21 protein-coding genes and 1 tRNA gene are annotated in these 25,058 nt (G+C 65.5%); 13 read left to right on the forward strand and 9 right to left on the reverse strand.

Going from position 1 to position 25,058, the window contains the following annotated elements; genetic code table 11:
* The first annotated feature begins 12 nt into the window (after window positions 1-12).
* From AB1Z25_RS17855 to AB1Z25_RS17890, 8 genes are all read left to right on the forward strand, one after another.
* Window positions 13-363: an STAS domain-containing protein gene (locus AB1Z25_RS17855; RefSeq protein WP_107800491.1), complete on the forward strand. Its 351-nt coding sequence runs from the start codon at window positions 13-15 to the stop codon at window positions 361-363.
* Entirely contained in the window at window positions 353-2,629 is a 2,277-nt protein-coding gene (locus AB1Z25_RS17860; protein ID WP_486635818.1) for a chemotaxis protein CheA, read from the forward strand. Before AB1Z25_RS17855 ends, AB1Z25_RS17860 begins: the two co-directional genes overlap by 11 nt.
* Window positions 2,626-4,263: a methyl-accepting chemotaxis protein gene (locus AB1Z25_RS17865; RefSeq protein ID WP_486635819.1), complete on the forward strand. Its 1,638-nt coding sequence runs from the start codon at window positions 2,626-2,628 to the stop codon at window positions 4,261-4,263. The genes AB1Z25_RS17860 and AB1Z25_RS17865 overlap by 4 nt, the downstream gene beginning before the upstream one ends.
* A 12-nt stretch (window positions 4,264-4,275) precedes the next feature.
* Window positions 4,276-4,836, forward strand: coding sequence for a chemotaxis protein CheW (locus AB1Z25_RS17870; protein WP_107800494.1), 561 nt, complete (start codon window positions 4,276-4,278; stop codon window positions 4,834-4,836).
* 6 nt (window positions 4,837-4,842) lie between these two features.
* Complete coding sequence (locus tag AB1Z25_RS17875) at window positions 4,843-6,423, forward strand: methyl-accepting chemotaxis protein (RefSeq protein WP_486635820.1); 1,581 nt, start codon at window positions 4,843-4,845, stop codon at window positions 6,421-6,423.
* Between the two features lie 76 nt (window positions 6,424-6,499).
* The gene (locus AB1Z25_RS17880) at window positions 6,500-7,024 is read left to right on the forward strand and encodes a chemotaxis protein CheD (protein ID WP_486635821.1); all 525 of its coding nucleotides are present in this window, start codon (window positions 6,500-6,502) and stop codon (window positions 7,022-7,024) included.
* On the forward strand, window positions 7,021-8,121 hold the full coding sequence (locus tag AB1Z25_RS17885) for a protein-glutamate methylesterase/protein-glutamine glutaminase (protein WP_107800497.1): 1,101 nt from the start codon (window positions 7,021-7,023) through the stop codon (window positions 8,119-8,121). Before AB1Z25_RS17880 ends, AB1Z25_RS17885 begins: the two co-directional genes overlap by 4 nt.
* 13 nt (window positions 8,122-8,134) lie before the next feature.
* Window positions 8,135-9,337: an EAL domain-containing response regulator gene (locus tag AB1Z25_RS17890; protein WP_227104868.1), complete on the forward strand. Its 1,203-nt coding sequence runs from the start codon at window positions 8,135-8,137 to the stop codon at window positions 9,335-9,337.
* Between the two features lie 9 nt (window positions 9,338-9,346).
* On the opposite strand, the gene AB1Z25_RS17895 is transcribed toward AB1Z25_RS17890, so the two are convergent.
* Window positions 9,347-10,336, reverse strand: coding sequence for a serine/threonine protein kinase (locus AB1Z25_RS17895; RefSeq protein ID WP_107800498.1), 990 nt, complete (start codon window positions 10,334-10,336; stop codon window positions 9,347-9,349).
* Window positions 10,337-10,382: 46 nt separating this feature from the next.
* On the opposite strand from AB1Z25_RS17895, the gene selA reads away from it, so the two are divergent.
* Window positions 10,383-11,822 carry an L-seryl-tRNA(Sec) selenium transferase gene (selA, locus tag AB1Z25_RS17900; RefSeq protein WP_486635822.1) on the forward strand — a complete coding sequence of 480 codons (1,440 nt, stop codon included), beginning with the start codon at window positions 10,383-10,385 and terminating at the stop codon, window positions 11,820-11,822.
* Here the strand turns inward: selA and AB1Z25_RS17905 are convergent.
* Window positions 11,805-12,137 (reverse strand): GlpM family protein, encoded by a 333-nt coding sequence (locus AB1Z25_RS17905; protein WP_107800500.1) that lies wholly within the window; start codon window positions 12,135-12,137, stop codon window positions 11,805-11,807. The genes selA and AB1Z25_RS17905 overlap by 18 nt on opposite strands.
* A 166-nt stretch (window positions 12,138-12,303) precedes the next feature.
* Between AB1Z25_RS17905 and AB1Z25_RS17910 the strand changes: the two genes are divergently transcribed.
* Both AB1Z25_RS17910 and selB read left to right on the forward strand, forming a co-directional pair.
* Entirely contained in the window at window positions 12,304-13,233 is a 930-nt protein-coding gene (locus AB1Z25_RS17910; RefSeq protein ID WP_486635823.1) for a cation diffusion facilitator family transporter, read from the forward strand.
* Between the two features lie 69 nt (window positions 13,234-13,302).
* Complete coding sequence (gene selB, locus AB1Z25_RS17915; protein WP_486635824.1) at window positions 13,303-15,186, forward strand: selenocysteine-specific translation elongation factor; 1,884 nt, start codon at window positions 13,303-13,305, stop codon at window positions 15,184-15,186.
* On the opposite strand, the gene AB1Z25_RS17920 is transcribed toward selB, so the two are convergent.
* Both AB1Z25_RS17920 and AB1Z25_RS17925 read right to left on the reverse strand, forming a co-directional pair.
* On the reverse strand, window positions 15,183-16,937 hold the full coding sequence (locus AB1Z25_RS17920; protein ID WP_158274333.1) for an ATP-binding response regulator: 1,755 nt from the start codon (window positions 16,935-16,937) through the stop codon (window positions 15,183-15,185). The two genes, selB and AB1Z25_RS17920, sit on opposite strands and share 4 nt — an antisense overlap.
* A 32-nt stretch (window positions 16,938-16,969) precedes the next feature.
* Window positions 16,970-17,470 carry a putative pterin-binding protein gene (locus AB1Z25_RS17925; protein WP_107800504.1) on the reverse strand — a complete coding sequence of 167 codons (501 nt, stop codon included), beginning with the start codon at window positions 17,468-17,470 and terminating at the stop codon, window positions 16,970-16,972.
* A 723-nt stretch (window positions 17,471-18,193) separates the two neighbouring features.
* On the opposite strand from AB1Z25_RS17925, the gene AB1Z25_RS17930 reads away from it, so the two are divergent.
* Window positions 18,194-18,288, forward strand: a tRNA-Sec gene (locus tag AB1Z25_RS17930).
* 356 nt (window positions 18,289-18,644) lie between these two features.
* Here AB1Z25_RS17930 and AB1Z25_RS17935 read toward each other — a convergent pair.
* The 5 genes from AB1Z25_RS17935 to flgA all read right to left on the reverse strand — a co-directional run bounded on the left by AB1Z25_RS17935 (window position 18,645) and on the right by flgA (window position 22,759).
* The gene (locus AB1Z25_RS17935; protein WP_486635825.1) at window positions 18,645-19,982 is read right to left on the reverse strand and encodes a DEAD/DEAH box helicase; all 1,338 of its coding nucleotides are present in this window, start codon (window positions 19,980-19,982) and stop codon (window positions 18,645-18,647) included.
* 115 nt (window positions 19,983-20,097) lie between these two features.
* Window positions 20,098-21,018 carry a CobD/CbiB family protein gene (locus AB1Z25_RS17940; protein WP_107800507.1) on the reverse strand — a complete coding sequence of 307 codons (921 nt, stop codon included), beginning with the start codon at window positions 21,016-21,018 and terminating at the stop codon, window positions 20,098-20,100.
* A 162-nt stretch (window positions 21,019-21,180) separates the two neighbouring features.
* Complete coding sequence (locus tag AB1Z25_RS17945; RefSeq protein ID WP_107800508.1) at window positions 21,181-21,645, reverse strand: flagella synthesis protein FlgN; 465 nt, start codon at window positions 21,643-21,645, stop codon at window positions 21,181-21,183.
* A gap of 23 nt (window positions 21,646-21,668) precedes the next feature.
* Window positions 21,669-21,965 (reverse strand): flagellar biosynthesis anti-sigma factor FlgM, encoded by a 297-nt coding sequence (gene flgM, locus AB1Z25_RS17950; protein WP_019100618.1) that lies wholly within the window; start codon window positions 21,963-21,965, stop codon window positions 21,669-21,671.
* A gap of 119 nt (window positions 21,966-22,084) precedes the next feature.
* Window positions 22,085-22,759 carry a flagellar basal body P-ring formation chaperone FlgA gene (gene flgA, locus AB1Z25_RS17955; RefSeq protein WP_227104876.1) on the reverse strand — a complete coding sequence of 225 codons (675 nt, stop codon included), beginning with the start codon at window positions 22,757-22,759 and terminating at the stop codon, window positions 22,085-22,087.
* A gap of 153 nt (window positions 22,760-22,912) precedes the next feature.
* Here flgA and AB1Z25_RS17960 point away from each other — a divergent pair, with 153 nt between their 5' ends.
* On the forward strand, window positions 22,913-24,946 hold the full coding sequence (locus tag AB1Z25_RS17960) for an autotransporter outer membrane beta-barrel domain-containing protein (protein ID WP_486635826.1): 2,034 nt from the start codon (window positions 22,913-22,915) through the stop codon (window positions 24,944-24,946).
* The last annotated feature ends 112 nt before the right edge of the window (window positions 24,947-25,058 follow it).

Consider the following 25,058-nt stretch of genomic DNA (forward strand, 5'->3'; position numbering starts at 1 on the left):
CGGGAGCCCGACATGCCGCGCGCCCGCAAAAAACCAGACGCCAAAGACAGCGCGCCCGCCGCGCCGGCCGCCGCCGTTTTCCAACTGACGCTCAGCGGAGAACAAACCATTTACCAGGCGGCGGAACTGCATCAGCAGCTCCACGCCGCCCTCGCCGGCCACGCCGCCATCGAACTGGACCTGTCCTGCGTCGGAGAGCTGGACTGCGCCATCGCCCAGGTCTTGCTGTGGCTGCGCCGGGAAAGCCTGCGCAAGGACGTCGCGTTGCGCTTCATCGCCCCCAGCCCGGCCTCGCTGGACTTCATCCGCCTGGTGGGCCTGCAAGGCCAGCTCTCTTTGGAGGAGGTCGCGCATGGATCTTGAACTGGCGCTGCAAACCTTCTTCGAAGAATCCAACGATCTGCTGGGGGAGATGGAAAGCATTCTGCTGGACGCGGAAGCCGACTCCACCACCACGGAACAGTTGAACGCCCTGTTCCGCTCCATGCACACCATCAAGGGCTCGGCCGGGCTGTTCGGCCTGGACGTCGTCGTCGGCTTCACCCATGAAGTGGAAAACGTGCTGGACCTGCTGCGCGACGGCGCGCTGCGGCTGGACGATATGCTGACCGGCCTGCTGCTGCGCTGCCACGACCACGTCAAGGAAATGCTGACCGCGCTGGCGGCCAAGGACAGCCTGGAACGTTTCGCCGGCACCGAGCTGCTGGACGAGCTGGTCGCCTACAGCCGCGCCGCCGGCGGCGCGGCCGCCCAGGAGGCGCCGGCCGGGATGGAGCAAACGGAAGCGCCGTCCGAGCCGCAGCCCGAGCCCGCCGCGCCGCTGCCGGAGCAATGGCTGCTGTCGCTGCGCTTCGGTCCGGACATGCTGCGCAACGGCATGGACCCGTCGTCCTTTATCCGCTATCTCGCCACCATAGGCGAGATCGACCGGATCGAGGCCGTCGCCACCCAGCTGCCAAGCGGCGACGACTTCAATCCGGAAACCAATTATCTGCGCCTGGAGGCGCTGTACCGCAGCCAGGAGGCGCAGCAGACGCTGCTGGACGTTTTCGAGTTCGCGCGCGAAGACAGCGAGGTCCATATCTGGCCGTGGCCGCCCAGCTCGCGGCAGCAGACTCAGGCCCTGGCCAGCGCGCCGCGGGAGGAAGCCGACGCGGTCCGCGCGGTATGGCTGCGCTTTGGCCTGGAACCCGCAGCCGACGCCGCCGAGCCGGAGGCGACGTTCGCCGAAGCAGAGGAGACGGCGCCGCCGGTGGAAATCGTGGAGTTCGCGCCGGACGAGCCGCTCGCCGTCGACGCCGCGTCCGATGCCCCCGCCGACGCCGCGCCGGAAGTGCCCACCGCGCGCGCCGCCGCCAAAACCGCCGGCGACGCCAAAAGCGGCAAACCGGCAGAAAGCAAATTCATCAAGGTGGAGGCCGGCAAACTGGACAGCCTGATCAATCTGATCGGCGAACTGGTGATCGCCGGCGCCGCCGCCAATCTGGTGGCGCGCCGCTCGCAGCAAAGCGCGCTGGTGGAGTCCACCCAGACCATCGCCAATCTGATCGAACAGATACGCGCCGGCACGCTGTCCATGCGCATGATACAGATAGGCGAAATCTTCAACCGCTTCCCGCGCGTGGCGCGCGACGTCTCGCGCGAACTGGGCAAGGACATCCAGCTGCACATTTCCGGCGCGGAGACCGAGCTGGACAAATCCATGGTGGAAAAGCTGGGCGATCCGCTGATGCACATCGTGCGCAACGCCATCGACCACGGCATAGAAACCACCGAGCGCCGGCTGGCCGGCGGCAAGCCGGCCGAAGGCCATGTCTGGCTCAACGCCTACCATGAATCCGGCAGCATCGTGATCGAAGTGGCCGACGACGGCGGCGGCCTCAATCAAGAGCGCATCCTGGCCAAGGCGATGGAACGCGGCCTGCTGCCCGCCGACATGGCGCTGCCGGAGCAGGACGTATTCCGCCTGATCTTCGAGGCCGGCTTCTCCACCGCGGACCAGGTCACCAACATCTCCGGCCGCGGCGTGGGCATGGACGTGGTGAGGAAAAGCATAGAGCAGCTGCGCGGCACCATAGACATCGAATCCGAACTGGGCTTAGGCACCACCTTCCGCATCCGGCTGCCGCTGACCCTGGCCATCATCGACGGCTTCCTCGTGGAAGTCGCCGCCGCCACCTTCGTGGTGCCGCTGGAAGCGGTGATCGAATGCATAGAGCTGCCCGCCACGCTGGACAAGGACAGCGTCCACGACTGCCTGAACCTGCGCGGCGAACTGCTGCCCTTGCTGCGCCTGGACGGCTTTCTGGATCTCCCCGCCGTCGCGGCCAAACGCCGCAACGTGGTGGTGGTGCACTACGGCGAGCGCAAGGCCGGCCTGGTGGTGGACGCGCTGCTGGGCGAATTCCAGACCGTGATCAAACCGCTGGGCAATCTGTTTCGCCACCTCAAAGCCATCAGCGGCTCCACCATTCTGGGCACCGGCGAAGTCGCCTTGATTCTCGACGTGCCCGCCCTGATCCACCATGCCACCCAAAAAGAGGCGGAGCGGTACGCGCTGCTTCCCGCCCGGGAATGGGAAGCTGGCACCACAAACACCGCGGCGAAAACGGATAGGAGCGCCCAATGAGCCAATACAAACACGGCATGTCCATCGCGCAGAAACTCGGTCTGGGCTTCGGCCTGATCATCGCGCTGATGCTGATCTGCGTCAGCGCGGCGCTGTACGGGCTGGAAATCAGCAATATCGCGCTGCGCAACATCACCCAGGTCAACAATGTGGAAAGCCGGCTGGCGCGCCAATTGATCAGCGACAACCAGGACATCCGCATCGCCTACCGCAATGTGATGCTGGCCGAGGGGCCCGCCGACATCAACAACGCGCTGCAAGCCTATCAGGCGGCCAAAATCATCTATATGGACAGGGAAAAGAAACTGGCCGAAGTCTTCCGGCAGGCCGACAACAACACCCCGCAGGAGCTGGAGCAGATGAGCCGCATTCAGAACATGCGGCCGGCCACACTCTCAATGGTGGACAAGGCGGTGGACCTGGCCAACCAAGGGCGTCAGGACGAAGCCAAAAAGATGATGCAAGGCGAGATCGCGCCGCAGATGATCGCCTTCAACCAGCAACTGACCTCGCTGGCGGACCTGGAGGACAAGCTCAACGACCAACTGGCCAATCAGGCCGACACCAGCTATCAGCAGGCGCACTGGGTGATGATCGCGCTGTCCTTGCTGGCCGCCGTGATCAGCGCCGGTCTGGCCACCATGATTACCCGCAACCTGCTGCGCACCCTGGGCGGAGAACCGCACTATGTGTCCGAGGTGATGCGCCAGGTGGCCGACGGCAATCTGGACGCGGAAATCCGGCTGCGTCCGGGCGACCAAAGCAGCTTGTGCGCCGCCATCGCCGTCACCATTGAACGGATGCGCAACATCATCGCCGAGGTCAAGAGCGGCTCCGAGGCGCTGTCCAGCGCCGCTCAACAGATCAACTCCACCTCGCAGGCGCTGTCCCAGGCCGCCAGCGAGCAGGCGGCCGGCATCGAAGAAACCTCGGCATCGGTGGAGGAAATGTCCTCCTCCATCAGCCAGACCAACGACAACGCCCGCGTCACCGAGAGCATCGCCACCAAGGCCTCGCGCGAGGCGGCCGAAGGCGGCGAGGCGGTGCGCCGCACCGTGGAGGCGATGCGCCAGATCGCCGACAAGATCGGCATCGTCGACGACATCGCCTATCAGACCAATCTGCTGGCGCTCAACGCCGCCATCGAAGCCGCGCGCGCCGGCGAACACGGCAAGGGCTTCGCCGTGGTGGCGGCCGAGGTGCGCAAGCTGGCCGAGCGCAGCCAGATCGCCGCCCAGGAAATCAGCGGCGTGGCCGGCAGCAGCGTCAAGCTGGCCGAGCAGGCCGGCCAGTTCCTGGAGGAAATCGTCCGCTCCAGCAGCCGCACCGCCGACCTGGTGCAGGAGATCGCCGCCGCCTCCAATGAACAGGCCAGCGGCGTCAGCCAGATCAACTCCGCCATCCAGCAACTGAGCCTGACCACGCAGCAAAACGCGTCCGCCAGCGAAGAGCTGGCTTCCACCGCCGAGGAAATGAACGATCAGGCCGAGCACCTGCACGAGTTGATGGGCTACTTCAAGCTGGGCGCCGCCGAGTCCTTCCACCCGGCGCCGCGCGCGCGGCGCGAGCCCCTGTTGCCGCACAAGCCGCTGCACCCGCCGCTGGCGGAAGAGTCCGACTTCATCCGTTTCTAACCGGACAGCGCCATGAAACCGCTCCATCTGCAGCGCAAGCACGACAACGCCGCCTCCGCCGAACCGCAGGCCGACGCCCGCCAATACCTGACTTTCCAGTTGGGCGGCGACGTCTTCGCCATCGGCATCCTGGCGATACGCGAAATCCTGGAATACCTGAAACCTACCCACGTGCCGCTGATGCCGGCCTTCATCCGCGGCGTGATGAATTTGCGCGGCTCGGTGGTGCCGGTGATAGACCTGTCGCTGCGCTTCGCCCGCGGCGAAACCGAAATCAATCGCCGCACCTGCGTCGTCATCATCGAAGTGGAGGGCGAAGAACAATTGCAGCTGATCGGCATTCTGGTGGACGCGGTGCATGAGGTGCTGGCCATCCCCGACGCCGACATCGAACCGCCGCCTCAGTTCGGCAGCAAGATACGCGTCGACTTCATCGCCGGCATGGCCAAGCTGGACGGCCATTTCATCGTGCTGCTCAACGTCAACAAAGTGCTGTCGGTCGATGAAATGGCCTTGATCTCCAGCCTGGGCCAACAGGACGCCGCCGCGGAAACCCAGACGGAAAAGGCCTGAGCGGCGATGCCGGCCCACTTCGTCCCCGCGCCCGGCCGAAGCCCCCTGTCCGTCTCCCGGCAACTGAAACTGGGCTTCGGCGCGCTGCTGATCCTGCTGCTGGCCCTGATCGCCGCCGGGCTCTACGGCCTTGAGCAATTCCATACCCAGTTGGAAGAAATCACCCAAGTCTATGGCCGCCACGCCCGGCTCAGCGACCGCATGCACGTCCAGATCCAGGAAATGCGCATCGACTACCGCTCGCTGATCATCGTCTCCAGCCGTCGCGACATCCAGGCCTGGCGGGAGCGCTATCTGGCCGCCCGCGGCCGCTATCTGGAGTTGGAGCGGAAACTGGCCGACGCCATCGAACGGCAGCAGGCGCCGGGCAAGGACGCGCTGCAACGCTCGATGCGGCAGCTGCAAGCCCAGCGCGGCCTGGCCTTCCCCATGCTGGACCAGGGCGTGCGCCAGGCCGCCGCCAATCAGAAGTACGAAGCCCGCAAAGCGCTGGACCAGGCCGCGCCGGCGCTGCTCGCCCCGCTGCGGCAAGTGCGCGAACAAGCGCACGCCTTGCGCCAGCAAGCCGCCCTGCAAGCGGAGCGCCGCGGCCGCGAACTGAAAACGCTGCTGCTAGCGCTGGCCGGCGGCAGCGCGCTGGCCGGCCTGGCGCTGGCCTGGGCCATCCACCGCAATCTGTGGCGCATTCTGGGCGCCGAGCCCGACGCGCTGGCCCAGCGCATGCGCGAGATGGCCGCCGGCCGGCTATCCCGCGGCGACAGGCCGCCCTTCGGAACGCGCCGCAGCGTGCACGCCACCCTGGGCTACTGCAGCCGCCACCTGAGCGACATCATCCTGGACGTGCGCCGCAGCGCCGACCAACTGGCCGACAGCGCCCAGGAAATCCGGGCCACCGCCGAGGCGCTGGCGCAAAACAGCTGGGCCGCCGCGCTCAGCGTCGGCGCCACCGCCCACTCCTGCGCCCAAATGCACGAAGTCAGCCAAAGCAATCTGGCGCAGGCGGAACTGACCAACGCTGCCGCGCACGACGCCGCGCGCCAGGTAGCGGACGGCAAGCAAGCGGTGCAGACCGCGGAAAGCGCGCTGGAGCAGATCGCCGGGCGCATAGAAATCGTCGAGGACATCGCCTACCAGACCAATTTGCTGGCCCTCAACGCCGCCATCGAAGCCGCCACCGCCGGCCCGCACGGCCGCGGCTTCGCCGTGGTGGCCGACGACGTGCGCAAACTGGCGGAACGCAGCCAGAACGCCGCCCGGGAAATCGGCGAACTGGCCCGGCGCAGCCGCCATGAAGCGCGTCTGGCCGCGCGCGCGCTGTCCGGCATTCTGGAGCGCAGCGCGGCCACCGCGGAGTTGGTGGGCGGCATCAGCACCGCCAGCCGGGAAGAAGCGCGCGGCATCGCCCAGGTCAACGGCTCGATGGAACACCTGGGCGACGTGTCCCAGCGCAACACCGCCAACAGCGAAGCCCTGGCCGCCACCGCCGCCGAAGTGCACAAACAGGCTGCGCGCCTGCAACAGCAAATCGCCTATTTTCTGGTCCGGGAATCGGGCGCGGCGGCGGAGGACGCGCCGAATCCGCCCTGAAACGGCGCGGCAACTGTTCTACATTGAAACGAATGAACCGGTCGCTTGGCCGACTTTCGGCGCAAAGGCCCTGGCAATGACAAAACAAGAAGTCGATATATTCCTGCATCCCGGCGATTGGTACTTCGGCGACAAGCACCACAAGATCCGCACGCTGCTCGGCTCCTGCGTCTCGATCACGCTGTGGCACCCCAAGGCCAAGATCGGCGGCATGTGCCACTATCTGCTGGCGCGGCGCACCGACCGCAAGCCGACGGCGCTGTCCGGCCGCTACGGCGACGAAGCCATGCTGCTGATGCTGCACGAGGTGCTGGCCTCCGGCCTGCCCTTGCAGGAATTCCACGCCAAGCTGGTGGGCGGCGCCGCGGTGCTGGCCGGCGTCGAGCGCGATCAGCCGCACGACGTGCCCTCGCGCAATATCGACATGGCCTACCAGTTGGTCAAGCAGCTCGGACTATCGGTGCAGGCGGAGGATTTGGGCGGCAACAGCCCGCGGTTGGTGATGTTCGATCTGGCCACGGGCGATGTGTGGGTAAAACAGACGCAGGACGCGGACATGAGCAGGATTTCCGCACACCATAAGGCAAGGACTCGGGCATGACTATCAAAGTGCTGATCGTGGACGACTCTGCAGTGGTTCGCCAGGTGCTGAGCCAGGTTTTCAGCCAGGCAACCGGCATGACGGTGATGGATGTGGCCACCGACCCCATCGCCGCGATGGAAAAAATGAAGCAGCAATGGCCGGACGTCATCGTGCTGGACATCGAGATGCCGCGCATGGACGGCATCACCTTTCTCAAGCAGCTGATGGCCAGCCGGCCCACACCGGTGGTGATCTGCTCCTCGCTGACGCAGAAAGGCACCGACATCAGCATGCAGGCGATGGCCGCCGGCGCGGTGGAGGTGATCGCCAAGCCCATGGCCGGGGTCAAGGGCTTCCTGGAGGAAAGCGCCAATCAGCTGGTGCACGCGGTGCGCAGCGCCGCCGCCGCCCGGATGAACCGGGTGCGGGTGATGCCCTCGGCCGGCGGCTCCGCGCCCGGCGGCGCCGCGCCGGCGTCCAACCCGCTGGAGACCCGGCCCAAGCTGTCCGCCGACGCCATCCTGTCCGCGCCAACCGGCGGCAATATGTTCGCCACCACCGAACGCATCATCGCCGTGGGCACCTCCACCGGCGGCACCCAGGCGCTGGAAACCGTGCTCACCGCGCTGCCGCGCACCTGCCCCGGCCTCGCCATCGTCCAGCACATGCCGGAAAAATTCACCCGCTCCTTCGCCGAGCGGCTGGACAGCCTGTCCCAGATCGAAGTCAAGGAAGCGAGCAACGGCGACCGCATCCTGCCGGGCCGCGCGCTGATCGCCCCCGGCGGCAAGCACATGATGATCAAGCGCAGCGGCGCTTTTTATCTGGTGGAGGTGGTGGACGGCCCGCTGGTCAGCCGCCACAAGCCCTCAGTGGACGTGCTGTTCCGCTCCGCCGCCAAGTTCGCCGGCAAGAACGCGCTGGGCATCATCATGACCGGCATGGGCGACGACGGCGCCAAGGGTTTGAAGGAAATGCACGACTGCGGCGCCAAGACCATCGCCCAGGACGAGGAAAGCTGCGTGGTCTTCGGTATGCCCAAGGAGGCGATCCGCCTGGGCGCGGCCGACGAAGTGATGCCGCTGGACACCATCGCCAAGGCGATTTGCCGTTGAACGAGGAAACACCATGCAACTGGATATCCAGGACGTCCTGATCATCGACGACAGCACCTTGCAGCGTCAGCACGGCTGCGAGATCTGCCAAGGCCTGGGCGCGCAGCAGATCCGCCAGGCCGCCAACGGCGAGGAAGGCCTGGAGCGGATGCGCGAGCAGCTTCCCAGCCTGATCCTGCTGGATTTGGAAATGCCCAAGCTGGACGGCGTGCAAGTGATGCAGCACATGGCCAGGGAAGGCCTGGGCGCACCGCTGGTGGTCACCTCCAGCAAGGATTACCTGCTGATCTCCACCGTGGAGCTGATGGGACGGGAACTGGGCCTGCCGGTGCTCGGCGGCCTAAAGAAGCCGCTGCGCCAGCCCGAGCTGCTGGACCTGCTCAAACGGGTGTGGACGCCCAAGGGCGGCGACGACCATCACGCCGAACTGTTCAGCGAGGTGGAAGTGCGCGAAGCGCTGGACAAGGGCGAGATCATTCCCTACTACCAGCCCAAGGTCACCCTCAACGGCGGCCTGCTCAAGGGCGCGGAAATGCTGGCGCGCTGGCAGCACCCGGAACTCGGCATCGTCTCCCCCGCCCGTTTCATCCCGGTGGTGGAGGCCAGCGGCTGGGCCACCGAACTGACGCTGAGCATGCTGGACCAGGGCCTGAAGCAATGGCAGGAATGGGCGCGCCGCGGCCTGCGGCTGCCGCTGTCGGTCAATCTGTCGGCGCTGTCGCTAAAGGGTGACGACCTGACCCAGCAAATCGAACAACGGCTGCTCAGCACCCATGTGCCGCCGCGCTTCATCATTTTCGAAGTGACGGAAACCGCCATCGCCGACAATCTGGCCGAAGCCATCGGCATCGCCGCCCGGCTGCGCCTGGGCGGCCTGGGCCTGTCCATCGACGACTTCGGCACCGGCTTCGCCACCTTGCAGCAACTGACCCGTTTCCCGTTCACCGAACTGAAAATCGACCAGTCGCTGGTCACCTCGGTGTCCACCAAGCCTCATCTGGAGGCGGTGCTCAACAGCGTGATCGAACTGGCCCAGCGCATGCAGCTGACCACGGTGGCCGAAGGCATAGAAACCACCACCGACCTGGACTTCATGGGCAACCGCGGCTGCTTGATGGGCCAGGGTTATTTCATCGCCAAGCCGATGGACGCACCCCACTTCGAAAGCTGGGTCAAGGAAAGGATGCAGCAAAGCAAGGAAGCCAGCACCGGCTGAACGGCACGCTCAGGCAGACCACAGCGGCGGCTCGTCCAGCAGCGCAATCTGTTCGCGCAGCGTCAGAATCTGCTCCTCCCAGTAACGCTGGCTGTTGAACCAGGGGAAGGCGGCCGGGAAGGCCGGATCGTGCCAGCGCCGCGCCAGCCAGGCGCTGTAATGGATCAAGCGCAGGGTGCGCAGCGCCTCCAGCAGATGCAGCTCGCGCAGATCGAACTCGCAGAAATCCTCGTAGCCGGCCAGCACCTCGGCCAGTTGCGCCGACTGCTCCTCGCGGCTGCCGGACAACAGCATCCACAAATCCTGCACCGCCGGCCCCATGCGGCTATCGTCGAAGTCGACGAAATGCGGGCCGTCGTCGGTCCACAGCATATTCCCGACATGGCAATCGCCGTGCAGCCGCAGCGCGCTCACCGCGCCGGCGCGCTGGTAAGCGCGGTCGACGCCGGCCAGCGCCTGCTCCAGCACGCCGCGGAAGACTTCGCGCAGTTCCGGCGGCAAGTCCGCGTGCCGCAATAGATAGTCCGCCGGCTCGCGGCCGAAGCTGTCCGCGTCCAAAGCCGGCCGCCGCGCGTAATCCTCCACCCGGCCCAAGGCGTGGATGCGGCCCAGAAAGCGGCCTATCCATTCCAGCGTGCGCGCGTCGCCCAACTCCGGCACCCGGCCGCCGCGACGCGGAAACAAAGCAAAACGGAAACCGCCGTGATGATGCAAGGTGGCGCCCTTGAAGGCCAGCGGCGGCACCACCGGAATCTCGCGCTCCGCCAATTGCAGCGAAAACGCGTGTTCCTCCAGAATCTGCTCATCGCTCCAGCGCTCCGGCCGGTAAAACTTGGCCACCAGCGGCGCGGCGTCGTCGATGCCGATCTGGTAAACCCGGTTCTCATAGCTGTTCAGCGCCAGCAGGCTGCCGGAGCTGTAAAGGCCAAGGCTGTCCACGGCGTCGAGAATGGCGTCCGGCGTCAGGCCGGCGAAGGGAGGCGTTTGATGTGTCTGCATCCAGGCATTATACGCAGCCGGCAGCGCTCGAGCGTAAGCGGGTAAAATGAAGGAATCTGACCTTGCGCCGGAAGCCTCCATGGACCTGAAGAACCTGTACACCCGCCTGCCCTCCGTTGACCGCCTGCTGGGCCACGAGCGCCTAGCCCGCCTGCTGGGCCGCCACGGCAACGCCGCGCTGGCCGAGGCCGTGCGCCAAACGCTGGAGCAGGCGCGCCGGACCATACGCGAACAACAGGCGCTGCCCGCCTGGGCCGACAGCGACGACAGCCTGGCCGCCGCCGTCGGCGACCGGGTCGCCGAACGGCAACGCATGCGGATGCGGCCGGTGTTCAATCTGTCCGGCACCGTATTGCACACTAATCTGGGCCGCGCGCCGATGGCCGAGGCCGCGGTGGAAGCCGTCGCCGCGGCGATGCGCGAAGCCGCCACGCTGGAATTCGATCTGCAAGGCGCCGGCCGCGGCCACCGCGACCAGGCGGTCAGCGAGCTGCTGCGCGAACTCACCGGCGCCGAAGCCGCCTGCGTGGTCAACAACAACGCGGCCGCGGTGCTCATCATGCTGTCCACCGTCGCCGCCGGCCGCGAGGTGATCCTGTCCCGCGGCGAGATGGTGGAGATCGGCGGCGCCTTCCGCATGCCGGACGTGATGCGTCAGGCCGGCTGCCGGCTGGTGGAAGTGGGCGCCACCAACCGCACCCATCTGAAGGACTATCGCAACGCCGTCACCGCGGAAACCGGCCTCCTGCTCAAGGTCCACACCAGCAATTACGCGATTCAGGGCTTCGCCAGCAGCGTGGCGGAGGCGGAACTGGCGGAACTGGCGCGCGAACGCGGCCTGCCGGTGGCCACCGACCTGGGCTCCGGCGCGCTGATCGACCTGGCCGCCTACGGCCTGCCGCACGAGCCTATGCCGCAACAGATGATCGCCGCCGGCGTTGACCTGGTCAGCTTCTCCGGCGACAAGCTGCTGGGCGGCCCGCAGGCCGGCCTGATCATCGGCAAGCGCGAATGGATAGACAAGATTCAGCAGCACCCGCTCAAACGCGCGCTGCGCTGCGACAAGATGACGCTGGCGGCGCTGGAAGCCACGCTGCGCCTCTATCTGGAACCGGACCGGCTGGCCGACACGCTGCCAACGCTGCGCCGGCTGAGCCGCCCGCAAGCGGCGATGCGCGCCAGCGCCGAGCGCTTGCTCGCCCCGCTGAGCGCGGCGCTGGGAACGGACTACCTGGTGGAGGGCGCCGCCTGCCTGTCCCAGATCGGCAGCGGCTCGCTGCCGGTGGACCGGCTGCCCAGCTGGGCGCTGGCGGTTTCGCCGGCCGACGGCCGGGGCGGCACGCTGGAACGGCTGGCCGAAGCGCTGCGCGCGCTGCCGCAGCCGGTGATCGGCCGGCTGGCCGACGGCAGGCTGTGGCTGGACCTGCGCTGTCTGGAGGACGAAGCCGGCTTCATCGCCAATCTGGCCTCATTGGCGCGTCCATAGCCAGATCAAGACGCCGGCGGCCGCGGCCCAGCACGCCGCCGCGCCCAGCAAGGCCGCGCCCAGCCGCCAGCGGTCTATCAGCCAATACAGGGCCAGCAAATAGATGAAATAAGGCAGCAGCGAAGCCATGCCGAACAGCAAGGTGGTTTTCAGCTCGGCCGCACCGCGCTCGCTGCCGACAATATAGTGCGCGATCAACGCGAAAGTGGGGAATAGCGGCACCAGGCCGGCGATATAGTAATTCCTGGACCTGGCCAACACGCTGATCAACAGCACCGCCAGCGCGCCCAAGGCGCTTTTCAGCAATAAAGCCATTCCCCTCCCCGTCCCCGGAAAACCCCAATTGTGTCACAAGGCGTCCCCGCCGCGGCTGAGGTTCATTCTTGTTCTCATTCTCATTAATAAAAACAATCAATTTTTTAAAATTAATAGCCTTTGTGCGATAATCAGGGCATCCCACCCACTGCCGGACTGCACTGCCATGGCCCACACTCATCACGCCATCGACGGCGACAGCGTAGAGAAACGCCGCGCCGGCCGCGTCAGCACGCTGGTCAGCGTCGCGGTCAACCTGATCCTCTCCACCACCCAGATCGTGGTGGGCGCGCTGGCGCACTCCTCAGCCTTGATCGCCGACGGCCTGCACTCGCTGTCCGACCTGATCGCCGACTTCGTAGTCTTGCTGGCCGGCAAACACAGCCACAAGGCGCCGGACAACGATCACCACTACGGCCATCACCGTTACGAGAACGCCGCCTCGCTGATCCTGGGCCTGCTCTTGCTGGGCGTCGGCCTGGGCATGCTGTACAGCGCCGCCGCGAAATTCCACGACCCCGCCTCCATTCCCACCGTCCACGCCGTCGCCCTGTGGGTGGCGCTGCTGGCCTTGGCGGTCAAGGAGGCGCTGTTCCGCTACATGCTGGCGGTGGCTAAGCGCGTGCGCTCCAGCATGCTGGTGGCCAATGCCTGGCACGCGCGCTCCGACGCAGCCTCCTCGCTGGTGGTGGCGCTGGGCATCATCGGCAACCTGATGGGCTATCCGCTGCTGGACCCGGTGGCCGCCCTGCTGGTGGGCCTGCTGGTCGCCCGCATGGGCTGGCGCTTCGGCTGGGACGCGATGCACGACCTGATGGACCGCGCCGCCGACGACGACGCCGTCGCCGCCATCCGCCAGACCTTGCTGAGCACCCCGGGCATTCACGGCGTGCACGATCTGCGCACCCGCAAGATGGGCGACCTGATCCAGGTGGACGTGCACCTGGAAGTGGACGGCGCCATCAGCGTGGAACAGGCCCACGCCATCTCGGAAGCCGCGCGCCACCGCGTGCTTGAACGGCACCCGGTGCTGGACGTGCTCGCCCACATCGACCCCGCCGGCCATTATCTGCCGGCCCCCTCGCCCGCCCGCTGAGCCCAGCCCATGGCCAAGTCCGCCGTTTCTGGCGATACTTGGCCTTTTACCCCTGCCGCTTCGCCCGCCATGATTATCGCCACCGCCGGACACGTAGACCACGGCAAGACCGCCCTGCTTCACGCCCTGACCGGCACCGACGCCGACCGCCTGCCGGAAGAAAAAAAGCGCGGCATGACCATAGACCTGGGCTATGCCTATCTGCCGACGCCCGAGGGCGGCGCGATCGGCTTCATCGACGTGCCCGGCCATGAGCGTTTCCTGAGCAATATGCTGGCCGGCGTCGGCGGCGTGCGCCACGCGCTGCTGGTGATCGCCGCCGACGACGGCGTGATGCCGCAAACCCGAGAACACCTGGCCATCCTGCAATTGCTGCAACTGGACAGCCTGACCGTGGCCATCAGCAAAAGCGACCTGGCCGGCCCGGAAGCGCTGGAAGGCGTCATGGACGAGGCGCGGCGGGCGCTGGCCGAACACGGCCTGCGCGCGGCGGCGCTGCTGCCGGTTTCCGCGCGCAGCGGCGCCGGCGTCGACGTCTTGCGGCGGCATCTGCTGCAACTGCGCGACCAAGCCGCCGGAACCGAACGTCGCTTCCGCCTGGCGATAGACCGCGCCTTCACCATAGGCGGCGCCGGCCTGGTGGTGACCGGCACCGCCTGGGGCGGCCGCGTGAACGTGGGCGACGCCCTATGGCTGAGCGGCAAGGACGTCGCCGTCCGCGTGCGCGGCCTGCACGTGCAAAACCAGCCGGCGCGGCAAGGCCAGGCCGGCCAGCGCATTGCGCTCAACCTGGTCGGCGACATCGACAAACGACAGATTCAACGCGGCGACTGGCTGCTGGAGCAAGCGGCGCCGGCGCCGGCCGCCCGCGTCAGCGTGCGCTTGCGCCTGGCCCCGGCCGCTCACGCCACTTTGCGCCACTGGCAGGCCATCCATCTCCATCACGCCGCCAGCCACTGCACCGGCCGGGTGGCCCTGCTGGAACGTCCGCAACTCCATCCCGGCGACGAGGGACTGGCTGAACTGAGCCTGGACCGGCCGCTGCTCCTGGCCGACGGCGACAAGCTGATCCTGCGCGATGCCGGCGCGCAGCACACCTTGGCCTGCGCCACGGTGCTGGAACGGCAGCCGCCTACGCGCGGCAAGCGCCAAGACGAACGGCTGGCCCATCTGCGCGCCCTGGCCGCGGCCGGAAGCGACAACGTCCAGAACCTGCGGCTGCGCCTGAGCCGACAGGCGCTTTCCCTGCCTGATCTCGCCTGGGACCGGCAATTGAGCGAAGCCGGGCTGGCGGAGCTGCTGCGCGCCGCCCCGCTGCTCACCGCCGGCCAGCACGCTTACGCGCCGGAACACTGGGCGGAGTTGCAAGGACAGCTGCTGGAACGGCTGGCGGCGCTGCATCTCCAGCAGCCGGACCAGCTGGGCGCCAGCCGCGGCCGCGCGCGCCGGCTGGCGCTGCCGCAGGAAAGCGAGGCCGCAGTCAATTTGATGATCGATCAATTGCTGACGGAGGGAAGGCTGGCCAATACCCGCGGCTGGCTGCATCTGCCCGGCCACGTGCTGGCTTTCGACGCGGAAGAGACCGCGCTGTGGCGGCGTTTGGAACCGGCTTTCACCGATCAGGGACAGCCGCATTGGGTGCGGGATCTGGCTGCGGCGGCCGGCGTGGAGGAGGACACGGCGCGCGCCGTGCTGCGCAAAGCCGCGAAGCTGGGCCATGTCCACGCCGTGGTGCGGGACCGCTATTTCTCCAGCGCGGCGATCCGCGGCATGGCGGCCATCGTGCACAGCCTGAATCAGGACGCCGGCTACGCCGACGCCGCCAACTTCCGCGACCAACTGGGCTGCGGCCGTAAGCTGGCGATTCAAATCCTGGAGTATTTCGACCGCTGCGGCTTCACCCGCCGCCTGGGGGACAGGCATTTGCTGCGCGAGGCGCGGCTGTTCGACTAACCTGCGTGTCCAGGGCCGGACGGCGATTCCAGCGCCCGGCCCAACACCGCGCGCAACCGGCTGATATCGAAAGGCTTCTCCAGCCGCGCGGCGAACCAGGCGGCGCGCGGATCAGCGTATTCCTCGGGGTAAGCGGTCATCGCGATGATTTTCACGCCGCGGTGGCGCACGCTGCGCTTCAGCGCCTCCGCCACCGAATAACCGCTCTCATTGCCCAGCTGCATGTCCAGCAAGACCACGTTGAAGCTGGCTTGCTGCAGCTTCTGACAAGCTTCCGCCACCGAGCTGGCGGTGGACACCGCGTAGCCGTTCATTTGCAGGCAATCGGAAAACGGCTCTCGGATATTCTTGTCGTCGTCCACCACCAGCACCGAACGTTCCGGCCCCGGCGGCTGATCCGGCACCACGATGGGCAAGCGGACGATGAACTCGGAGCCCACACCCACCACGCTCTTCAGCTCCAGCTCCCCGCCCAGCAAGGACACCAGTTCCTTGACCACCGCCAGGCCCAGCCCGCTGCTGCCCACCCGGCGCGCGTGCCCCTGGAAAAACGGCTGGAAGATGCGCGATTGAAACTCCTCCGGCACGCCGATGCCGGTGTCTATCACGCGGATATCCAGGATATTGCGACCGTCGGCGCTGTCCACGCCGGCCTCCACCGTGACCGTACCGTGATCGGTGTAGCGGATGGCGTTGGTCAGCAGATTGCCGACGATCTGCCGCAAGCGGTCGCCGTCCAGTTTCACCGTCTCAGGCAATTCGCCCAGCCGCACATGCAGGCCCAAGCCCTTGCCGTCCAACTGCGCGCGATGCACGTCGATCACCTCGTTCAAGGTCGCCGCCACATCCACATCGCCGATATGCAGCCGGAACTGCATATTCTTGATCGCGGAGATGTCCATGATGTCGCGCACCTGGGTCATCAGATGCGCCATGCAGGTTTTCAAGCGCCCCACCGCCTTGGCGGCCTTACCGGCCGGATCGATGTCCGGCTCGATCAACTCCACGCACACCTGCATGGTCTGCAGCGGCGAGCGGATCTCGTGGCTCAGCGTGGCGAGGAAGGTGGTGCGGTCCAGCTCCGCGTTCACCGTGGCCTTGTGCGCCGCCCGCTCCTGCTCCAGCAGCTGCTGGCGCGCGGCGGCGTCGCGACGCGCGCCCTGATAGCGGTACAACAGCACGAAAATCACCATGCAGATGCCGCCCAGCGCGAACCACAGCGAGGCGACCAATTGCTGGTTGTGCCGCAAGTCCTTGTTGCGCGCGTCGCGCGAAGACACCTCGGCCACGCGCGCCTGGACCGCGAACTCCGCCAGCGACGGCCGGATGCTGTCGATGCGGTCTATGTTCTGCTGCGCGCTCCGGACGCTGGGATGCAGGATGTTTTCGTCCTCGAAGAAATCCTGCAGCAGGCTGGCTGTGCCTTTGAAGCCGTCGACGCGGCTCAGCATCTCCTGCATCTTGGACGGCGTGACGAAATCCAGGAAACGGCTGTTGGCCACCGCCAGCCGGAATTGCACCTGAGACTCGGGAACTTCCCCCGCCTTCAAACGCAATAAGTCGGCGCGCGCTTTCTCCAACTCAAGCTGCATCTGCGCCACCGACCAGTACAAATCCTCGCTGCGTCCCTCAAAGCTGCGCGCCGGCACATAACGCTCGATCGCCATGTAAACGCCGATGCCCAGCAGCAAAAAGCCGAGCAAGGCCAGCGCCGGGATGCCCTTCCAGCCGGACAGCATCGACTTGTTCACCGCTCGTCCCGAGCCCTCCTGGCCGGCCGGCATCAGAACACCACCAGGCGGTTGATCTGCCACACCAGTTTAGCGTCCATCACCGGCCCTTTCTTGTCCTCCGGCATTTGATCCAGCGGATACATCAGCCATAAGGGACCGCGGTTGGTGATGTCCAAAGGCTTGTTGTTGACCGAGCGCGCCAACACCACGTCGAAGTCGTAGAACTCGCGGCGGTCTATCCAGTACACGTAATCGTTCAGGGCCCGCAGCTTGACCTTCTGGCCGCTGGCGCCCACCTTGGCCAGAATGTCCCGCATCAGCGGCCCGCTGAACACCGATTGCGGCGTCCAGGTGGTCCGGGTCACCACCGAATGCTGACGCAAGCTCTGCAAGTCCTGCTCGCGGAACTCGTACACATTCTTTTCTTTATTGGTGAACTGGCTGATCTTGCCCGACACCGTCAACACCACAGGCCCCGGCGCGGCATGAAGCGCGGCCACGCAACACGCCAGCGCCACTCCGCTCAAGACCGCCTTCCCGCTCTTCCCCATGCCAAGCTCCCAACCCTGCTCATCCCGCGTCCTTGGCCCGGCGGCTTCACGCGCCGGACTCATGACATTTGAACTTTGATTTCACAAGCAAAATAATTGAATCTAATTAGAACAAAAATGCCATTAAAATATTTCCGGCCAATATATCAAGCCGTCCAACAAAACGCCATCCGCCCGCATCCAGACCAGTCCCATGGGACAGTAGCCGCGACCCGCCGCCAGGGCGGCGCGCCGCGCGCAATGAAAAAGCGGCCCCTTGGGCCGCTTTTTCTTGGCTCCGCCGGCGTCGCCGGCCATGCTTTACTTGCCGCGACGCAGCCCCGGACGGCCGGCGACATGGCAAAGCTGGATAAACAGGGACAGAACGTGCTTCATGCTGATTTCCTTTATTCTCGGTAGACGGAATGCCCCGACGCTCTTGCGGCGCGTTCGGCGGGGCTCTCCATTCTAACGGCATGAGGCGAGGCCAAGACATTCATTTTATTTATCAGGCATAAAATTAACTTATCGCCGGTTCACCCTCTCACCAGCAAGACAAGCCGGCAGGGGCGGAGGAAGCGGATCGCACTAGCCGCGCATCCGCGTTTCAAAGCGGTGCTCAAGGCCCTTTCCCCGTCTCCTTGCCGCGCGACCGATCGTGAACGGGTTCCGATCCCGATTCCGCGATATAATGCGCGCTGGCGTCGCCCGGACGCCATCGGGCCAAGAGCCCGCTCGCTCGCAGGAAGAGACGCGTCCCCGGTGGGGCGGCTGGTCTTCAAAATCAGATGGGGCCGCCAGCGGTCCCGGGCAGGTTCGACTCCTGTTCTCTTCCGCCATTCGCTTCGGCGGCGCCCAGCCCCAGGCACAGCGAGCAATGGCATTGGATCGCATGCTGTTTCACCAGCGCGCGCAGACGCTCCAGCCGCTGCGCCTCCGCCAGCATCACCGACACCGGCGCGGGTTTGGCTTCGGTTTTTCTCGACGCCGGCCAAGCCGTCGTCGTCGCTCCCGCCGCCGCGCCAACGCCCAACATCGCGCCGCCCACACCGATATGCAGCCATTTCACCCGCATCGCGCTCTCCTCGCCCAGGGCAAACCGCCCAGACATCCGACTCCGCGGCCGGCGGGAAGTGCCGCCGACGCCCATAAAAAAACGGCCCCGTTCGGGACCGTTCCTTGCTCGTTCGCCCAATCAGCGAATGATTTCCACCTTGTAGCGCGGCGGCAGCAACAGCGCCGGCACTTCCCGCTTCGCCTTGCGGCTGCGGCGGCCGTTCAAGGGCTTCTTCACGCCCTCGGAGGAGCCGGCCAGAACCGAAGCCTCCGGCTTGGGCGGCGCAGACGGGCGCTCCCGCTCGCGTTCGCGCTCGTTGGGGCGCACCAGCCAGGAGGGACGGAAGCCGTCCACGATCTGCGGCGTCAGCGTCTGCTTGGTCAGCTTCTCGATGGAGTCGTGCTGGCGGGTTTCTTCCGGGGACATCAGCGAGATCGCCACGCCCTTGGCGCCGGCTCGGCCTGTACGGCCAATCCGGTGCACATAGTCTTCCGGAGCGTTCGGCAGTTCGAAGTTGACCACATAGGGCAGCTCCGTCACATCCAGACCGCGGGCGGCGACATCGGTGGCCACCAATATGCGCAGTTTGCCTTCCTTGAACGCCGCCAGCGTTTCCAGACGCGCGCCTTGAGCCTTGTCGCCGTGAATGGCTTCGGCTTGCAGACCGTCGCGCTGCAATTCACGCGACAGACGGTCGGCGCTGAGCTTGGTCTTGCAGAACACGATGACCTGGCTCATGTCGCGGGACTTGATCAGATGCGTCAGCAGATGACGCTTCTTGAAGGCGTCCACCGAGTAAACGATCTGCTCGACCTGATCGTTAGTGGCGTTCTGACGCGCCACCTCCACCGTTTGCGGCGACTTCATGAAATCAGCGGCCAGCCGCTTGATCTCCGGCGCGAAAGTGGCGGAGAACAGCAGGGTCTGACGCTCTTTGGGCAGCATGCCCATGATCTTGCGGATGTCCTGGATGAAGCCCATGTCCAGCATGCGGTCGCCTTCGTCCAACACCAGCACTTCCACCTTGTTCAATTGAACGGTTTTTTGCTGGATGTGGTCGAGCAGGCGGCCCGGCGTGGCGATCAGGATCTCAACGCCGCGGCGCAGTTCCTGAGTTTGCGGGTCCATATTGACCCCGCCGAACACCGTGGTGGCGCGCAGCGGCAGGTATTTGGTGTAGCTCTTGACGTTGACGCCGATCTGATCCGCCAACTCGCGGGTTGGCGACAACACCAAGGCGCGCAGCGGATGCATCGCCGGCGATACGCTGGTGTTGGCGTATTTCTTCAGGCGCTCCAGAATGGGCAGCATGAAGGCCGCGGTCTTGCCGGTGCCGGTTTGAGCGGCGGCCAGCAAATCGCGGCTGGACAAGACCAGAGGAATCGCCTTTTCCTGAATCGGGGTGGGCTGGGAATAGCCCTGTTCTTCGATGGCGCGCAGAATCTCGGGAGACAACCCGAGTTCGGAAAACAGCATGGACAACACTCCTGCAAAACTCGCGGGGCCTGTTGCGCGCATGCGCCAACACGCCCCCGTATTCAAATGACACGAACGGACAAGGCAACGCCGCCCGGACGGCGGCGTTGGGTCGTCAGCCCATGTGGCTTGCGACGCTGAGCAGTAGGATTACGGCCAACCATAGCAAGGCGGAACGCCAGACCAGACCAACCGCGCTTTTCAGGTAGTTGGGGTCCGCTTCGTCGCCCAAGCCCAGTTCGGGCCGGAAGCGTATGGAGTAATCCTGTCTGAGCGGATCGCCCAATTTCACGCCGATCGCACCCGCGGCCGAAGCCAACAAAATGCCATTAGCGTAGTTCCCCCATGTTTTGGCCTGGGAGCGCCAGCAATACACCGCATCCTCGAAATCGCCCATGATGGCGAAGCTGGCGGCGGTCAAACGCACCGGAATCCAGTCCAGCCAAGCGGCGGCGCTGGCCGAGAAACGGCCGAACGGGTCCTCGTTCGCGTCGCGGTTGCCCCATTTCTGATTCAGCATAGAACAGAGGCGGTACAACAGCGCGCCGGCCGGACCCGGCAACAGCACGAACCAGAACATGGTGCCGAACACGTGGCGGTAACTATCCACCACCCCCTGCTCGATCGCCAGCCGGGAAATTTCCTCAACCGACAACTCCGCGGTGCCCTGTCCGGTCCAGTTCGCCAAGGAGGCGCGCGCGTCCAGATCCCGCCCTTCGGCCAAAGCCTGGGAGATTTCGGAGAACGCGCTGGAGAAATGGCGGAAACCCATGGTCAGATACAAGACCAGGACATTCCACAACATCGCCAGAATCGGACTCAAGGCGTGCAGCGCGTAATAGATCAGCAAGCTGAGCAAGACCGCAGGCACGATCGCCAAGGACCACGCCAACACGCCATGACGGTTGGAGCCGGCATTCAGATTGCGTTCCAAATGATTGGCGTAGCGGGTGAACAGCAGCCAGACGCGATTGCGATTGCCCAAGGGCCGCAACTGCTCCAGTGCCAGAGCGATAATCAAGGAAATCAGGGTCATTGGTTCCGGATAGTGGTTTTCTCAGGCCCGGAGAGGAAGATACCATAAAGGCCAGGGCATTCCCACTGCTCCTTGAGAATAGACTCTAAAACCGTCGGACGGAAACGCCAAGAGCGCCGCAACGGCGCTCTTGCATACCCCCTCGGGAACGGCTTCAAACGCTCAGGCGGAGCCTAGAAAGCGTCGCCCGGCGGCCAGTTCCGGCAATTGGCCGGCCTTGTCGTAGCCCACGGTGGACGCGGCGGCGTCCTTCAAGGTATTCAGCGCGCCCTCCACCAGCGACAAGCGCTGATCGATGAAGCTGCCGTTGAGCTGATTGATGCTCTGCGCCCGCTGGATCGCCTCCTCCAACCCGGTCCAGGCCAGGCTGGCCTCCGGCTTGTCCGCCAGCCAGATGTAAACCGTCTCGCTGTCCTGCACGCCGATCCGCCGCATCAATTCGCCGCGCTGGGCGGCGCTGACGGCCAATAGGTCCAACACGCCGCTCTTGCTCTCGGCCAGGGCGTCCAACTGAACGTCAAAGCCCTGCACCAGCACCTTCTGTTCCTGCTCCAGCAATGCGATCAGCCGGGCGACGAGAGCGCTCTCGGCCCGGCACAGCTGGCAGAATTCTTCAACAACGTTCATGCCTGACTCTCACCTGCGCGCGCTCAGCGCGCCAACAATTCCTTGGTGGAGGCGATCAAGCCGTCGGCGATCTTCTCCGGATTGACGTTGAAGGTGCCCGCGGCTATCGCCGACTTGATCGCGGCCACTTTGCCTGCGTCGAAGCCGGAATCGCCGCTGACCTTGCTTTCCACCGCGCTCAGACGGCTGGCCAAAGGGTTGATCGTCACGCTGTCGGATCCACTGGCGGCAGGGTTGGCGTTGGCGGCCGCGTCGCGCGGCGCCGCCTTGTTCTGGGTGCTGTAGCTTGCTGACAGCTTGCCCGAGTTATCTACTTTCATGGCATGGCCTTCCCAAAGGGAACCTGGATTACCTCTATTATCGGACGGAAAAACAATATCTTGAAGACTTTCGCCCAATTATCCGCCGCGGCGCGCCGAGACCTGCCGGCGAACCGTCTCTAATATATCACCATCACGCTGCCGTCCGCTTGAACTTGCCCGCGTATCACCCGCCCGGAAGCCATGCGTACCGACACTTGCTCGCCCTCGGCGGCATTGCCTATCGCCAAACCGTCGGCCGCCGCGGCGAAGCCCTCGCCCGAGGCCACCACTTTGACCCGCTGGTTGCTGTTCACCAGATAAGGCGCGCGCACCATAAAGCTGCGCAGCCAGGCGCCGGCCGGCGCGCCGGAGCGCATGGTCTTGCCTATCGCCTGCTGCAGATCGTCCAGCACATTGCGCGCCAGGCTGGGGTTGGCCACCTCGACCAGGCGCAGGTCGGCGGCGCTCAGCACCTCGCCGGCCGCCACCGCGCGGCTCAAAGCCACGCCCATTTTCTTTTCATTGATCCGCACCGGAATCCGCAGCGCCCACCCCAGTTCCGGGCAGGACACCGCGACGAAGGTGGAACCGGTGGTCACCCCCGGCGTCGCCCAATCCGCCTTGGGCTGCGCGCAGGCCGGCACCGCCAGCTTGCGGTCCAGCTGCCCCAGCGTCCAGGTGGCCGGCCGCATCGACAACTCGTGCTTGAGAAAGTCGCCGGCCAAAGCCTCCAGCCGCCCCAGATCCTGCATGGCGGCCGACGCCGCCACGCTCCAGGCGCAGCACATCATCCACAGTAGTAAACGTCGCATTCCCGCATTCTAGCGCAAGCGGGCCCAGGGCTGCAGCCTGGGGCCGCTATTGACAATGCGATGCATACATTCAAATAATCGTTCGAATAGAGCTTAGACTCTTAAATCTAAATTAAATAAAACCAAAGTTTTATCCGGAAGGGGACATTCCAAATGCGCAAGCGCCTGAACACGCTGGCCGTGGCCACTCTGCTGGCCCTGCCGGCCGCCGCCAACGCCTATAGCAATTTCTATTTTTTCGGGGACAGTCTGACCGACACCGGCGCCTTCGGCGGCCTGGGCGGCCTGCCGTCCAACGCCCGCTGGACCTTGGGCTACGGCACCGGCTGGGCCGAAGTCCTGGCCAAGCACTATGGCCAGAACGTATCGCCCAACAACAGCCTAAATAGCCACATCGCCAATACTGCGGGCAATAATTACGCTCAGGGCGATGCGCGCGCGCAGCCGGCCAGCCCGCCCAACACCAATCCAGACACCCCCAGCCAGACCCCTGCAGCCGATGCGATCGCGGTCACAGACCTGCCGGGCCAGATCAACGCTTATCTGGGCCAGAAAGGCCAAAAAGCCGACCCCAACGCGGCCTACACCATCTGGATAGGCGGCAACGACGTCATTGCCGCCGGCAGCCAAAGCGATCCGACCGCCTATCTGGGCGCCTCCGCCGGCTACACTGTACAAGCCGTGGCCGCGCTCAAGGCCGCCGGGGCCAATACCATCATCTTGCCCAATCTGCCTGATATCTCGGCGGCTCCACTCTCTGTTCTCGCCGCCATTCAGACCGCTCTGCCCGGCGCCGGCAACGCCGGCAAAGTCGTCGCCGCCTGGGGCGCCGCATGGCAGATACTGAGCTCCGGTCAAACCAGCAATTCCCCCGCCCTGATCAATCAGGCGCTAAGCCAGGCGGAGACCGCCGCCGGTCTGAGCGCCGGCACGCTGAGCAGCGTTTACACCGCGGTGCAGCCCAATCTTCAGAAAGGCGCCAGCGGCTACAACCAGTTGGTAGACATGGCGCTTAGCGCCGGCAATCTGCAACACGGAATAGTCAGGGCCAATATATCGGGTCTGTTCACGGAGCTTCTGGCCAATCCGCAAGCCTATGGCTTCAGCAATACCTCCGGCGCGGCCTGCCCTCAGTCCGCGCTGTACTGCCTGGCCGCCGTCATACCTGGGCAAAGCTATCTGTTCACCGATGCCTTGCACCCCACTCCGGCCGCCTATCAGCTGATTGGCGACTATATATACGGCCTGCTGCAAGCGCCCTATTTCGCCGGCGCTCTGCCGGAGTCCGCGCTGAACAACGCCCGCCAGTTGGGCGGGACGCTGGATAGCCGCTACCAGGCCATCCGCGCGCAGAAGCGCGAAGTCGGCGTGGTCAGCGCCTTCGTCAGCGGCGCCTTCAACGACGACAAGGTCGGCTACGACGACGTATCCGCCAAGCCGCAAGGCCGGCTGTACACCGTGGGTCTGGACTTCCAGGCCAGTCCGGCGCTGAGCCTGGGACTGGCGATGTCCCGCCAGAACGGCAAGACCGACATCAACGGCATCGCCACCCCGGGCAGCGTAGACGACCGCAGCACCTTGATGAGCGCGCTGTTCAGCTATAAGCAGGAGCGGTTCTGGCTGGACGGCGACGCCCACATCGGCGCCGGCGATATCGACACCCGTCGCCAGGTCTCGCTGGGCGCGGCCCGGATCACGCTGAACGGCACGGCGCGCCAGAGCCAATACGGCCTGCGCGTAGCCGGCGGCTATCTGATGCCGCTGGGCACCTACCGCACCGGCCCCATCGCCGGCCTGGACTACGCCCACGTCAAGGTGAACGGCTTCACCGAGCAAGGAGGCAACAGCAGCAGCATGGCCTTCAACGCGCAAAACGGCACGTCCCTGGTGGCGCGCGTCGGCTGGCAGCTGGAAGCCGACATCGGCCGTTTCAGCCCCTACGCCAAACTCAGCTACGCGCACGAGTTCAAGCGCGACGACCGCGTGGTCACCGCCGGCCTGGCCACCACCCTGAGCGATTACAGCGTCAAGCTGGGCAAGCCCAAGGCGGACTGGCTGGAATGGACCGCCGGTCTCAGCGCTCAATTGAGCAAGAGCGTGTCGATGTTCGGCCAGCTCAGCGCCGCCAGCGGCCGCAGCGGCAGCAATCAGACCGCCGGCAATGTCGGCGTGGCGCTGACGTTTTAAGAGCCTGTTCAATGTCTGTCGCGCGTCGGCGAGAGGGATGGAACGGGGCCTTGAACAGGCTCTAACGCCGCGGCGGACGCAAAAAAAACGGCCCCTGGGGGCCGTTTTTTCG

This window comes from Chromobacterium sp. HL1 (assembly GCF_057418835.1).

What these genes read in the sequence shown, in the direction of transcription:
- AB1Z25_RS17880 (WP_486635821.1), top strand. Translation starts at nt 6,500, where the DNA reads ATGACAAAACAAGAAGTCGATATATTCCTGCATCCCGGCGATTGGTAC.
- flgM (WP_019100618.1), bottom strand. Translation starts at nt 21,965, where the DNA reads ATGAAAGTAGATAACTCGGGCAAGCTGTCAGCAAGCTACAGCACCCAG.
- AB1Z25_RS17935 (WP_486635825.1), bottom strand. Translation starts at nt 19,982, where the DNA reads ATGCTGTTTTCCGAACTCGGGTTGTCTCCCGAGATTCTGCGCGCCATC.
- AB1Z25_RS17945 (WP_107800508.1), bottom strand. Translation starts at nt 21,645, where the DNA reads ATGAACGTTGTTGAAGAATTCTGCCAGCTGTGCCGGGCCGAGAGCGCT.
- AB1Z25_RS17885 (WP_107800497.1), top strand. Translation starts at nt 7,021, where the DNA reads ATGACTATCAAAGTGCTGATCGTGGACGACTCTGCAGTGGTTCGCCAG.
- AB1Z25_RS17940 (WP_107800507.1), bottom strand. Translation starts at nt 21,018, where the DNA reads ATGACCCTGATTTCCTTGATTATCGCTCTGGCACTGGAGCAGTTGCGG.
- AB1Z25_RS17855 (WP_107800491.1), top strand. Translation starts at nt 13, where the DNA reads ATGCCGCGCGCCCGCAAAAAACCAGACGCCAAAGACAGCGCGCCCGCC.
- AB1Z25_RS17910 (WP_486635823.1), top strand. Translation starts at nt 12,304, where the DNA reads ATGGCCCACACTCATCACGCCATCGACGGCGACAGCGTAGAGAAACGC.
- AB1Z25_RS17905 (WP_107800500.1), bottom strand. Translation starts at nt 12,137, where the DNA reads ATGGCTTTATTGCTGAAAAGCGCCTTGGGCGCGCTGGCGGTGCTGTTG.
- AB1Z25_RS17960 (WP_486635826.1), top strand. Translation starts at nt 22,913, where the DNA reads ATGCGCAAGCGCCTGAACACGCTGGCCGTGGCCACTCTGCTGGCCCTG.
- AB1Z25_RS17865 (WP_486635819.1), top strand. Translation starts at nt 2,626, where the DNA reads ATGAGCCAATACAAACACGGCATGTCCATCGCGCAGAAACTCGGTCTG.
- selB (WP_486635824.1), top strand. Translation starts at nt 13,303, where the DNA reads ATGATTATCGCCACCGCCGGACACGTAGACCACGGCAAGACCGCCCTG.
- AB1Z25_RS17925 (WP_107800504.1), bottom strand. Translation starts at nt 17,470, where the DNA reads ATGGGGAAGAGCGGGAAGGCGGTCTTGAGCGGAGTGGCGCTGGCGTGT.
- flgA (WP_227104876.1), bottom strand. Translation starts at nt 22,759, where the DNA reads ATGCGACGTTTACTACTGTGGATGATGTGCTGCGCCTGGAGCGTGGCG.
- AB1Z25_RS17860 (WP_486635818.1), top strand. Translation starts at nt 353, where the DNA reads ATGGATCTTGAACTGGCGCTGCAAACCTTCTTCGAAGAATCCAACGAT.
- AB1Z25_RS17890 (WP_227104868.1), top strand. Translation starts at nt 8,135, where the DNA reads ATGCAACTGGATATCCAGGACGTCCTGATCATCGACGACAGCACCTTG.
- AB1Z25_RS17895 (WP_107800498.1), bottom strand. Translation starts at nt 10,336, where the DNA reads ATGCAGACACATCAAACGCCTCCCTTCGCCGGCCTGACGCCGGACGCC.
- selA (WP_486635822.1), top strand. Translation starts at nt 10,383, where the DNA reads ATGAAGGAATCTGACCTTGCGCCGGAAGCCTCCATGGACCTGAAGAAC.
- AB1Z25_RS17875 (WP_486635820.1), top strand. Translation starts at nt 4,843, where the DNA reads ATGCCGGCCCACTTCGTCCCCGCGCCCGGCCGAAGCCCCCTGTCCGTC.
- AB1Z25_RS17870 (WP_107800494.1), top strand. Translation starts at nt 4,276, where the DNA reads ATGAAACCGCTCCATCTGCAGCGCAAGCACGACAACGCCGCCTCCGCC.